Consider the following 12,940-nt stretch of genomic DNA (forward strand, 5'->3'; position numbering starts at 1 on the left):
CGATACCCGCTCTTGTTTGGCGATGTAGGGGAGGAAGACCTAATCGCATCGGCATTTTTCTGGCTTTCGGGATGGCAGGAGCACACCGGGCCGGCCCGGGACGTGCACGGTCGTTTCCCCTACGAGGCCTCGCTGCAGGCTCTTTGGGGCACTGCGTGTGATCCGGCGGTGGATGTCTACCGCGTCATCCTCGGGGAGCGTCTCGCGCGGGCCGGCTTTGTGGCGATACCCACGCGTTGGGCGGGCCGAAACTGGGCGTTTTGCGCGACGCACGACGTGGACTATCTCCGGAAGTGGCGCCCGGGGATCGTGTTTCGGGAGATGGTGGAATACCCGATCCTGAACCGGCGCGGGGTTGGGCCCGCCGAGCGCTGGGCGAGGCTGCAGGCGTCCGTGCGGCAGGCGGCCACCGGCCGGGACCCGTTCCGGGCGGCGCTCGGGCGGATGGTGGACGTGGTGCTGGCGCACCGGGGCCGCGCCACGTATTTCTTCAAAGCCGGCGCCCACGGCCCGCACGATGTCGCGTATTCACTGAAGGGTTCGTTTATTCAGACCTTTTTTGCCCGTCTGCGCCGAGAGGGATTCGAAATTGGGCTGCATCCCAGTTACCATGCACACGACCATCTGGGCCTGATGCGGGAGGAGCGGGATCGGCTGGCCGCGGCCACCGCCGTGCGGCCCGCCTCGGTGCGACAGCATTATCTGCGCCATGAGGCCGCGCGTACGCCGGCGCTCCAGCTGGACGCCGGTTTTGAGCTCGATTCCACACTCGGATTCTCAGTCCACGAGGGGTTTCGCCACGCTACCTGCCACCCCTTCACCCAGTTCGACATCGCTGCCAACACCGAGCTGCCGCTCTGGGAGATCCCGCTCTGTATGATGGAAGCGGCCCTGTTCAACCGCCGCGGTCTCTGTGTCGACGAAGCCGTAGCGGTGTCGCGCCGGCTGATCTACACCTGTCGGCGCTTTGGAGGTGTCTGCGTGATGTTATGGCACAACACGCTGTGGGATGAAGTCGAATTCCCGGGCTGGGGGCGCCATTTCACCGACACCCTCGACGCCGCCGTGGAAGCCGAAGGCTGCCTCACGAGCCTTCATATGGCGCTGGATGCGTATCGGTGAATGGTTGGCCGGTTGGCAGGTTGCAGGTTGGCAGGTTGCAGGTTGGCAGGTTGCAGGTTGGCAGGTTGCAGGTTGGCAGGTTGCAGGTTGGCAGGTTTCTGCTCCCGATAAACCTGCCAACCTGGTAACCTGCAACCTGCCAACCTCTTCTGGCCTGGTAATTGCGGATGAGGGCTTGGGTAAGCCATTCCCCATGAAACAAGATTATTTTCCAAGCGTCGGGCGAAAATCTGAGGAGAGGCCCGGCGGGAACGAACGACACGGGTAGCTGACGCCACGAGACGCTTGCGGGTACACCCGCGGGTGGGTTCGTGCGCCTGGGCCGCGATGATCGTTTAGATAGATGACACTCAAACTGAGACAGCCTGCCTGATGTAGCGTTGCACGATCGACGGCGCCAACGGCTGCTCCCCATTTAGAACAGATTCGTATCTCATGAGAACGCCAGGTTATTTGTTGCTGCTGCTCGTTACGATGCTGGGGTGCAACACGACGGAACGTATTGTCAGTTTGAACGCCGACAGCGCGGCTATGGCGCCGGCCTACAATGCAACTGATCTCCGCGCTCGCTACCCATCTGCTCCGGGTGTGTATGTCACGTACGACCATACATTGGAGCACAACGTCAGTATCGCGTTTACGAGTACGATCCCGCACTGGCGCTTCTTCGAGGTGATGCAGCGGTCGATGGTCGTGTTGGACCCAACGTCCGAGCTGGTAAACACGTTTCGCCTGGAAGTCCAGCCCGGCGATCGGTTGCAGCGCCTTTCGGTCACGTTGCAGGCCCCGGGAAGCGGCGGACAGACATTTGATCGGGAAGACCTGAACGAGCAGCCGGCGCCCGGGGGCGGCACCTTTTATTCGATGCTCTACGGTAGCATCGCCGCCGGCACGGTCATCACCGAGTTATACGAAATCTCTCGCGGAAATCTGGAGAAAGACCCGCCCGTGTACCACGACATCCCGCTCCAACATGGGCTGCCCGTCGAGGCGCTGCATGTGCAGTACATCTACCCGATGTGGTGGCAAGTGCAGGTGAAGCAGTTGGGTGCGGGTCAGGATCTGCCCTACCAGCGCATCGAGGATGCCGACCGCCGGAAGATTGTGCTCCAGTACCAGGCGCAGCAAGTGGCGGCGTTTCAGCCGTCGAATACGATCTTTTTTAAAGAAGTCGCGCCGTATTTCCAGATCCAGGTCACCAACATGTCCATGGGGAGCGCCGTGCGGTATCGGGCGCCAGAGGACTGGGAGACCCTCGGGGGGACCTATGCTGATTACGCCGGCAAGCTCAAGTCGCGCGACGAGCGCGAAGTGCGCGACATCACACGCCAGGCCACCGGTACCCTCGCCACGCAGCGCGACAAGGTGAGCGGCGTGTTGCGCTACGTGGCCGACAACATTACCATCAACCCGAACACGCGCGACCGGGGCATCGAGACGATGTTGTCGCGCCGCGAGGGGAACGCCTTCATGGTGAACGAACTGGCGCATGCCATGCTTGTGGAGGCCGGCCTCGACGCCGAGTACCTCGTGCTGCACAGTGCCCGCGACGGCTTCTTCGACCCGAGCTTTTATTCCGAGCGGCAATTCCAGGTGCCGGCGCTGAACGTCTTCGCGGATGGGACGGAGTATGTGGTGGTGCCCGGGGTGATGCGAACGGTAGAGGATCCACTGCCGGTGGAATTTGTAGGGCAGACGGCGATGGTGATCACGCGGGATGGTTTTGGGGGATTCACCGAGCTGGGCGGCGACCGCCTGGCGTCCGTCAGCCCGATTCCCGTGGGTAGTCCCTCGCGCCCGATCGTAGAACCGACGCCGATGGAGTCGCCGCCCATGGATCCGCCGGCCCGGGATCAGGCCGTCGTCGATCCGGCCATCGACGCGCCGGCGCCCATCATCGATCGCCCGGGTCCAGAGAATCAGCCCGTCGACACGCCAGCCATCCAACCCGTGCCGCGCCCGGTTGCCGGTGAGGGGGGGATCGTGGGGCAGCCGATCGGCTCGCGCCCGAGCGTGACGCCGCCGCCGGCCCAGATCGAGGCCCCGCCCGTGCAGATCGTCCCGCCGCCGCCGGCCGCCACATCCTCGGCGCCCGCATGGATGGGCTCCATTGACCGCTCCGCCCGGGGCTGGACGTGGGTGATCGGCTCGAAGACGACAGTCGAGGAAGCCGAGGCCGTCGGCAACGAGTACCTGGACATGTTCCAGCAGGGCCTGCGCGTGGACATCCTTTCTGCAAAGGCAAACGGCGTGACGCGATACCGCATCGCGATCGGCCAGTATGCCTCGCGCAGCCTCGCCCAGTCCGACCGCGAACGCCTCGGCAGCCTCCTCCCCTCCGACGCCTGGCTGCTGCAGATCGAGCCGGGAATGTGAGGAAAAGGAAAAAGGAAAAAGGAAAAAGGAAAAAGGTAAAAGGTAAAAGGTAAAAGGTAAAAGGTAAAAGGAAAAAGGAAAAAGGTAAAAGGTAAAATGGGTTATAGGACCCATCTTTTGCCTTTTACCTTTTACCTTTTTCCCTTCAAAGCCCTTTCTCGCTCAGCATCTCCGCGATCTGGCGGTAGAGGGCGAAGGCGTCGAAGCTGTTGCGGGATGGAAACTGGATGCCGAGTTGCTGGGCGTGGTCCGCATCGAGGATCCCGAGGCATTCGCCCCAGCGGGCGCTTTCGACGGACACGAACCCGTCGTTGATGCCTTCCCGGCCATAGAGGATGGCGTTCAGCGGACGAAGAAAGGGGCTGATGCCCATGCCGGTGCCCTTGCCGGCGCGCGCCGCAAACGACCAGTAACGGACGTCCGGGGCGTCGAGTACGGTGCGGTTGAAGGTGTCCTGCATGTACGCCGGCGCGAGGTCGGTCACGGTGGTCAAAAAATCGGCCTCGACCTCCCGCATCGTGTTCGTCCCGAGCCAGTTCGCGAGGTCTGCCAGCCAGATCCGAAGGCGATCCGGCTGGTCCAGCAGGAAACTCGCGATCGCCGAGCCATGATGCGGCGTGGCCACCGTCACCAGGGAGGCCACGCGGTCGTTGAAGCCCTCGCGGCTGATCAGAAACCGTGCATCGAGGCCGCCCATGGAGTGGGCGATCAAGTTTACTTTTTCAGCGCCGGTCCGCTCTAGAATCTGCTGCAGACGATCTTTCCAGATCGCCGCACGCACGGGCACGGGGTTGTAGGGCGGGACGTTGGGCGCAAACGCCAGGACACCGCGCGACCGGAGGTCCATCGCAAAATCGTATAGATGCCCGTTCCGACGGAGCGCGGCCACCATCCCGAAGCCATGCATCATGACCACGGGATACCGGAGCTTGATGAGCGGAGGCTCGGGAAAGGGAGTGAGCCCCAGGAGTCGTTGCAGGGCGGTTTCTGCCATCAGGATTCGGTTTTCGGGGAGGATGGGGTGTGGACTAGCCTGCGCCCGGCAGGAAGCTGAAGGGCACCCCAAGCCACAACGACTCGGTCAACGCCAGCGCGAAGGCGGTGAGGAACGGGGCTTGCAGGTTGTCGTTCAGGGGCCCGGGTAAGAGTTCGAGGGCGCCGGCCAGCACGGCCGCCGCCGGCCCGAACCAGAGGACAGGTTCAGCTAAAAAAAGCCCGACGACGCTTCCCGCCGCCATGAACCCAAGTGTGCCCTCGATCGTTTTAGGGCCAAGGCCCCAACGATGGTGCCCGAACCGTCGGCCGACCAGCGCCGCGGCAGCGTCGCCGGCCATGAACACCATCATCGCCAGCGCCGCGAGACGCGCCGGAAAACAGACGAGCAGCAGGAGCGCCGAAATCAATACCCAGGTGGCTCCACTGAGCCGGATCTGGCCGATCGGCGGCTTTTCCTCCGCACGCATCATCCATCCGACGAGCCATTCGATCGCTCGCCGCACGGCTTCCGACCGCGCTCGGGTGATTTCCGTCGCGAGGGCAACCACCGTCAGGCCGGCCAGTATCGCCAGCGCCGGCCGCCGCTCGAGGACGAGCATGCCGAGCGGCAAGGCCATCGCCAACAGATGGATCGCCTTTCGGATGAGTTCGAAGCGGTAAGGAATGGGCGTGTCGGACATGGAGGCCGGCATGATGTTGATTCACGAGCGCCGACACGATAACCGTCAACCCCTAACGAACGTTTCGCATGCACTCGTTTCCCCCGCTTCAAAACGACCTGTTACTGCGGGCCGCCCGCCAGGAGCCTACGCCGCGCGCCCCCGTGTGGATCATGCGCCAGGCCGGCCGTTACCTGCCCGAATACCGCGCGATGCGGTCGGAGGACGCGTTTTTTTCGCTCGTTCGATCCCCCGAACTCGCCGCAGAGGTGACGCTGCAGCCGCTTGAACGCTTCCCGCTCGACGCGGCGATCATCTTCTCGGACATCCTGGTCATTCCCCAGGCCATGGGCATGACGGTGGAGATGGTGAAGGGGCAGGGGCCGGTGTTCACGCAGCCACTGGATGCTCCGACAGACCTCGCCCGGCTCCAGATGCCGGCGCTGCAAGGGGCGCTCGACTATGTTTTCGAGGCACTGACGCTGACGCGCCGCCGCCTCGCCGGCCGCGTCCCCCTCATCGGGTTCTGCGGGGCCCCGTGGACCCTCATGGCCTACATGGTCGAAGGATCGGGGAGCAAGACGTTCTCCCACGCCAAATCCTGGCTCTACCGCCACCCGGAGGCCAGCCATGCCCTCCTGCGCGACATCACCGATCTGCTGATCGAGTACCTCGCGCTCCAGATCGACGCCGGCGCCCAACTCGTCCAGGTCTTCGATACCTGGGCGGGTCTGCTCAGCCCCGACAGCTTCGACCGCTTCTGCCTGCCGTATCTCGTCCGCCTCGTCGATGGGGTCAAGGCACGGCATCCGGACGTGCCGGTGACGGTCTTCGCCCGCGGCGCGCACCATGGCCTCGAAGCGCTGGCGGAGTCGGCGTACGACGTGATCGGGTTGGACTGGACGATCGATCCCCGCGAGGCACGCCGGCGTGTGGCCGGCCGGGCAGCGCTTCAAGGCAATCTGGATCCCTGCGTCTTATATGCGTCGCAGGAAACGATCCGCTCGGCGGTGCGCGACATGGTCCAGGCCTTCGGGCCGGGCGGCCATATCGCCAATCTGGGGCATGGAATGCATCCGGACCACGACCCGGTCCATGCCGGCGTATTCATCGAAGCGGTGCAGGAGTACTCCGCTCTTTATACGGCGTCATTTCAGGAGGAGTAGCTTCCGGCTGGCGGTAAAATCGCCGGCGCGCAGGCGGTACAGGTACACTCCTCCAGGGAGCGCACCCGCTTCGAACACGATCCGGTGGCTGCCCGCCGGCCGCGGCGCGTCGATCAGGGTATCGACCCGCTGGCCGATCAGGTTGAAGACTTCCAGTACGACATGCGACGCCTCGGGCAGGGCGAAGGTGATGGTCGTGGAAGGGTTAAACGGATTCGGGTAGTTGGGCTCCAGCGCAAAGGCCGCCGGCCGCGCCTCGGGGGCCATCGTGATCAGCACCCTGGCCTCGCCCTGACCGCCCCGGCCGTCGCTAACGACATAGGTGAAGGCATCCTCCCCGTCAAACGCCGGCCCGGGCGTGTAGACGGCGCGGCCGGCGGATGTCAGGCCCACCGCCCCGAAGGCTCCCTGCGTCACAGAGGCGACGACAAGCGAATCCCCGTCTTCGTCGCGGTCATTGGCGAGTACATCGATCTCCATCCGCTCGACAAACGCCAGGCGAATCGCGTCGTCCGCCGCTTTCGGGGCGGCATTGTTCGAGGGCGATAGCAGGAAGGCCCGCTTGCGCCCGTTGTACAGCCCGTAACCGACAATCTGAGCGGCATTGTTGATGCCGAGCGCTTCGACTAGCGTCCACCCGGACGCCGCGTCGATGAAGTCGTTGAGGTCGACCTGGACGCCGTTGCGCCACAGGAACGCCCGGTTCTCGCTGGCGACCGCGACAGTTGTCGCACCGCTCTCCTCCGCGCCCCGCTTCCCGAGCGAGTCCACGGCGCTGGTCCGGAGGGTTTCGGAGGTTTGAATGGCCATCCGCCGGCTCGTGGCGGCGCCGGTCTTGCCGGCGACGGCCGGCTGATAGGCGCCCACGACCCAGGTCGAGTTGTTGATGCCGTACGCCTCACTGAACACGCTGGCGGGGTCGTGGATGACCTGTAGCGCGCCGTTGCGCTCCCAGAAAGCGGCCTTCACGACGCCGTCGTCGATGCTGCCCACGGCCTGGTCGCTCTCGTTGAGGGCGTAGGCCCGGCCTTCGGCGCCGGCGAGGGTGCGCGCCACGGTTACATCATCCCACAGGACCGCCGATGGGCCGGCGTAGCCGGCGGCCAGGCCGCGCTCGCTGATGTCGAACGCCTGGCTTTCCACCCCCTCCGCCGTCTGCAAGGCATGCAGTCGTCCCTCTTTCCATAAGAAGGCCTGCAGTACGTCGGACTGAGCCCTGGTCGAGGCGCCGACGATCCGGCCTGCGTTGTTGATGCCGTAGGCGAGGCTCGACCGGTCGTCGAACGCGCCGAGGCGTGTCAGGCCGAGGGAGTCCCACCGGGCCGCGAGTAGGAAGCCGTCAAACACGTGTGCGCCCACGGCCGCCCCGAAGTCGTTGACGTCGTAGGCCGTGCTGGCGGCGCTGGTTTCGAGCGCTTGTTCGGAGGAAAAGGCCTGCGTCGGAGCGCCGGCCAGGAGCGACGTGCCCACGATCTCCCCGATGTTGCTGATCCCGAATGCCGCGCTCACATCGTCGGTTGCGCGCCCGATGTCAACGATATCGAAGCGGCCGGCGAACACGGTGATTGTAACCGTGGCCCGGTCCGTCGCGCTGCTGTCATCAACGACCGTATAACTGAACGTGGCGCGGCCGGTGAAGTCGGCCGGCGGATTATACAGGAAGGTGCCGTCGATGCCGGGCTGGACAGTGCCCACGTCGGGGCTGGAGAAGCTCTGGATGAGGAGGTCGTCGCCATCGGGGTCGACATCGTTGGCCAGGACGTTCACCAGGACGGGCTCGTTCTCGATCGTCGCCGCGATATCGTCGACGGCGATGGGGGAGTCGTTTATAGGGAGGACGGTCACCGTGACCGATGCGATGCGTGGCGTGCCGCCGTCGGTGGTGGCGCGGAAGCTGAGGCTGGCAAGGCCGTTCTGGTTCGTCGCGTAGCTGAGGATCACCGTGCCGGCGAGGGAGTCGATCGCGATCTCGCGGAAGAACGTCGGGACGGGGTCGGTCACGAGACTGTAATGCAGGATGCTTCCCTCAGGGAACTGGGCGGCGAAGGCGGGGCGCAGGTCGATCGTCGTATCGCCGGCATCTTCCAGCACGACGATTTCCGGGAGGCTGAGCGTACCGGAGGGCGTGATGGCGATGAAGACGGTCGTCGGGTCGGACTCGTCGATGCCGTCGAACGCGGCATAGGTGAAGGAGTCGCCCACCGTCTGGCTGTTGTCGTGGCGGTAGGAAAACGAGCCGTCGGGGTTGAGCACGAAGGTGGCCGCGTTGTTCGGGGGGGACACGAGGCGAGCGGTGAGCGGGTCGGCCTCGGCGTCGGCGTCGTTCGCGAGCACGCCGGCCACGGCTGGCACCGTGAGCGTCGCCCCCTGGCGGACGAGGTAATTGTCCTCGCTGGCGTTCGGGGCCGTGTTGAAGCGGTCGATCGTGATCTGGAAGGTCTGCGCTTCACTCGCGTCCTTGCCGCCGTTGGTCGTTCCGCCGTCGTCGACGAGGGTGACGGTGACGGTGGCCACGCCGAACACGTCGTCGCCCGGCGCCGGCGCATAGGTGAGGGTGCCGTCCGCGCTGATATCCGGCAGGGCGACAAAAAGTGCGTCGTTATCGGTCGTCAGCTGGAAATCGATGGTCTGGTCCGTCTCGTTTTCCGGGCCGGCGCTGATGTCGGTCGCCCAACCCGGCACGCTTTGCAACGGGGCGTTCTGTGGCAGCGCTTGATCGGGGCCGGCGGTGAAGGTGGGGGCGTCGTTGACGGGCAGGACGGTCAATCCGATCGTCTCCTGCTTCCACAGGCCGCCCGTATCCGTGGCGCGTACAGTGATAGATCCATCGCCGGAGGCGTCCGCCAGGAGCGTGATGGTGAGCAGGGCGGGGTTGCCCGCGATAGTGAAGGTGTCGAAGAGGGTGCTATCGACCTCCCCCTCGATCGAAAAGACCAGCTGATCGTCGGCGTCTTCTTCGTCGCCAAAGATCGTATAGAGGTTGTAATCGATGGGCGCGGCGTCTTCCAAGACCGTCGAGTCCGGGACGGCAACGGCCGTGGGCGGGTCGTTGTCGGAGTTTACAGCGATGGTGAAGGTATAGGTCGCGGTGTTGGCTCCGCCGTTTACGGTGCCTCCGTTGTCGCTCAGCAGGATGGTGACGGTGGCGACGCCGCCGGCGTTGTCGGCCGGTGTAAAGGTGATTGTGCCGTTGGCTCCATTGATGGTCAGGGTGGGCTGGACGACAAAAAGGGCGGGGTTATCGTTCGTCAGGCTCACGGACACCGTTTGCACGGCCTCATCCGACGGGCCGGCGGCGATCCCTGTCGCCCAGTTCGGGAACGACTGGGGCCCTTCATCTTCCCCGATCGATATGTTATCACCCGGCGTCATCGTCGGAGCATCGTTGACGGCCGTAACGGTGACCGTAAAGGTGGCTTGAATGAAGAGCCCACCCGGATCCGTCGCACGGACCGTCAGGCTCGCGGCGCCGTTTGCATCCGGGGCATAGTTGAGGGTCAGCGATCCGGTGGAGGCATTGATGGCGGTGGATTCAAAAAGGGCGGCGTTGGTATTCGCCTGGACGCTGTACACCAGCGTGTTGTCGGCATCGTCCGGGTCGCTGAAGCTGTCGAACAGGGAGATAACGGTGTCGGCGGCGTCTTCCACGACCGTAATGCCGGTGATGCCCGACGTGGTCGGCGGGTCGTTGATCTCGCGGATCGTCAGAGTGACGGTGGCGACGTTGGACGTCGCTGTGCCGTCGCTGGCGACATAGGTGATGGTGTCGACCGTGTTTTCGGAGCCGTCGTGGACATAGACGAACGAGCCGTTCGTGTTAAACGACCAGGTGGAGGCGTACTGGGGCGGCTGGATGACGGTGGCCGTGAGCGTCTGCCCGTCGGGATCGATGTCGTTGTCCAGCACACCCGGCGGTGACCCGCCGGCCGCGGCGATCAGCGACTGGCCCTCGGTGACCGTGTAGGCATCATTTACCGCGACGGGCACATCGTTCACGCCGGTGATCGTGATCGTAAACGTCTGCGCCGTACTCTGATCGACTCCGCCGTTGGTCACCCCGCCGTTATCCTGAAGGACGACGGTTACCGTTGCCGTGCCGCTCGTGCTGGGCGCCGGTGTGTAACTGAGCACGCCGGCCGAGGTGATCGCCGGCTGAGCGCTGAACAGGGCGGTCGAGGGGGTCGAGACCAGGAACGAAACCGTCTGCCCCACCTCGTTCGCGGGGCCGACAGAGATGCCGGTGGCCCATCCGGCCACCTGCTGGGCGCCTGAATCTTCCGCGACACTCTGGTTGGCGCCCTTGACAAAAGAAGGCGCGTCGTTGACGGCGGCGACGGCGACGGAGAAGGTGGTTTCGACAAAGAGGCCCCCGGTGTCGGTGGCGCGGACGGTGAGGTTCGCCGACCCGAACGCGTCGGGGGCGTAGTCGAGCGTCAGCGAGCCGGCCGTTCCGTTGACCGTCGTGGTCGAGAACAGCGCCGCATTCGTGTTGGCGGTGACGCTGTAGGTGAGCTGGTTGTCGGCGTCCTCGGTGTCCGCGAAGGCGGCGAAGAGATCCACGACCCGGTTGGCCGCATCTTCCAGATCCTGCACGTTTGCGATGCCGGACGATGTCGGTGCGTCGTTTACGTTGGAAACGGTGATGGTGAACGTCTGCGGCGCGCTGGAGGCGACGCCGCCGTTGGCCGTGCCGCCATTATCGGATAAAATGACCGTGACGATCGCCGTGCCGCTGACGTTGTTGGCCACGTTGTAGGTGAGTGTACCGGTCGGGGAGAGGGCCGGCTGCTGGGTGAAGAGGCCCGTATTGGTGTTGGATATCGAGAACGTCAGCGTCTGCGCGCTCTCGTTCGCCGGCCCGGGGCTGATAGCGGAGGCCCAGTTGGCCACCGAGACAGGCGGCCCGTCCTCGCTGGGGGACTGGTCCGGTCCTTTTGTGAACGACGGGGCGTCGTTCACGGGGGTGACGGTGACGGTGAACGTGGTCTCGACAGACTGACCGCCGGTATCGGTGGCGCGCACGGTGATCGACGCCGAGCCGTTCGCGTCTGCGGCATAGTCGAGCGTGAGGGTGCCGGCGCTGATGGCGGCGCTGGCGAACAGAGCGGCGTTGGTGTTAGCCTGGACGGAGTACGACAGCGCATTGTCCGCATCCTCGGGGTCGGCAAAGGCCGCGAAGAGGTCGATACCCGTAGTAGCGGCATCCTCCAACACGGTGACATTGGCGATGCCGGAGGTCGTCGGCGGGTCGTTTGTGTCCGAGATCGTAATCTGGAAGGTCTGCGGCGCACTGGTGTCGACGCCGCCATTGGCCGTGCCGCCGGTATCACCGAGGGTGACCGTGACGGTGGTGGACCCGCTGAGGTTGGGCGCCGGCGTGTAGGTAAGGGTCCCCGCGGCCGAAACGGCCGGCTGGGTGGAAAACAGAGCGCTATTCGCGGCGCTGGTGGAGAAGGTGAGGGTCTGGGATGCTTCGTTGGCCGGCCCGGCGCCGATCCCGCTGGCCCAGCCGGCTACCGTCTGTGCGCCGGCGTCTTCACCGACGGACTGATCTCCACCCTTCGTAAAAAACGGCGCATCGTTGACGGCCGTGACCGTCACGGTGAACGAGGTCTCGACAAAGAGGTCGGTCGGATCGGTCGCGCGGACGGTTAGGACGGCCGAGCCGTTCTCATTGCCGGCGTAGTCGAGCGTCAGGGTGCCGGCCGCGGGGTCGATCGGCAGATTCGCGAACAACGCGGGGTTGCTGTTGCCCACCACGCTGAAGGTGAGCGCCTCGTCGGGATCATCAGGATCCTGAAACGCGGCAAAGAGGTCGATGCCGGTGCTGGCGGCGTCCTCGAGGACGGACACATCGCCGATACCGCTGGTCGTCGGCGGATCGAGCTGGGCGACGATGGTGATCGAAAACGTTTCCTGGTCGCTGGAATTGGTGCCGCCGTTGGCGGTGCCCTCGCTATCGACGAGGGTCGCCGTGATCGACGACGTGCCGCTGGCTCCGGGCGCCGGCGTAAAGGAGAGTGTGCCGGTCGACGAAATAGCGGGCTGGACGGAGAAAAGTGACGGCGTACCCACGCCGAGCGTGAAGGTCAACTCCTGATCTTCATTATCCGGCCCGGCCGCCAGGCCCGTGGCCCAGTTCGGGAACGACTGCGCGCCGGAATCCTCGTTGACGGTGATATTGCCACCCGGGGTAAAACCGGGGGCGTCGTTGACGGGGGTGAGGGTGACGGAGAAGCTGGTTTCGACAAACAGATTTTCGGTGTCGGTAGCGCGTAAGGTGACAACGGCCGAGCCGTTAGCGTTGGGCAGGTAGGTGAGCGTGAGGAGGCCGGCGTTGCCGTCGACGGCCGTGGTGAAAAGGCCGCCGACCGAGACGGATTCGACAGTGTACAGCAGCGCATCGTCGGCGTCGATGTCGTCGGCGAAGGCGGCGAACAGATCGATGGCCGTGGGCGCCGCATCCTCGAGGACGGTCACATCGGAGATGCCGGTGGTGGTGGGCGGGTCCACGGCTCGTTCACGAGCGGCCGCGGCGATCTCGGTCGGGCTCACGAGCCAGAACGCGACGCCGGCGAGAATGCCGCTCAGAAACGTTTTTGATGGGCGCAATAGCATGAA

6 protein-coding genes are annotated in these 12,940 nt (G+C 64.8%); 3 read left to right on the forward strand and 3 right to left on the reverse strand.

The window, feature by feature from the left end; translation table 11 throughout:
* Together SH809_19050 and SH809_19055 are read left to right on the forward strand one after the other, a co-directional pair.
* Positions 1 to 1,122: polysaccharide deacetylase family protein (locus SH809_19050; GenBank protein MDZ4701816.1), on the forward strand; the 1,122-nt coding region annotated here is incomplete at its 5' end.
* Positions 1,123 to 1,557: 435 nt separating this feature from the next.
* Positions 1,558 to 3,498: a hypothetical protein gene (locus tag SH809_19055; protein MDZ4701817.1), complete on the forward strand. Its 1,941-nt coding sequence runs from the start codon at positions 1,558 to 1,560 to the stop codon at positions 3,496 to 3,498.
* 145 nt (positions 3,499 to 3,643) lie between these two features.
* On the opposite strand, the gene SH809_19060 is transcribed toward SH809_19055, so the two are convergent.
* Entirely contained in the window at positions 3,644 to 4,492 is an 849-nt protein-coding gene (locus SH809_19060; protein ID MDZ4701818.1) for an alpha/beta fold hydrolase, read from the reverse strand.
* 34 nt (positions 4,493 to 4,526) lie between these two features.
* A complete protein-coding gene (locus SH809_19065) occupies positions 4,527 to 5,186 on the reverse strand; it encodes a phosphatidate cytidylyltransferase (GenBank protein ID MDZ4701819.1) in 660 nt (219 codons plus the stop codon).
* A 56-nt stretch (positions 5,187 to 5,242) separates the two neighbouring features.
* Between SH809_19065 and hemE the strand changes: the two genes are divergently transcribed.
* On the forward strand, positions 5,243 to 6,319 hold the full coding sequence (gene hemE, locus SH809_19070; GenBank protein MDZ4701820.1) for a uroporphyrinogen decarboxylase: 1,077 nt from the start codon (positions 5,243 to 5,245) through the stop codon (positions 6,317 to 6,319).
* Here the strand turns inward: hemE and SH809_19075 are convergent.
* Positions 6,302 to 12,937, reverse strand: coding sequence for an Ig-like domain-containing protein (locus SH809_19075; protein MDZ4701821.1), 6,636 nt, complete (start codon positions 12,935 to 12,937; stop codon positions 6,302 to 6,304). The two genes, hemE and SH809_19075, sit on opposite strands and share 18 nt — an antisense overlap.
* Positions 12,938 to 12,940: the final 3 nt, after the last annotated feature.

The organism is Rhodothermales bacterium (assembly GCA_034439735.1).
Classification (GTDB): Bacteria; Bacteroidota; Rhodothermia; order Rhodothermales; family JAHQVL01; genus JAWKNW01.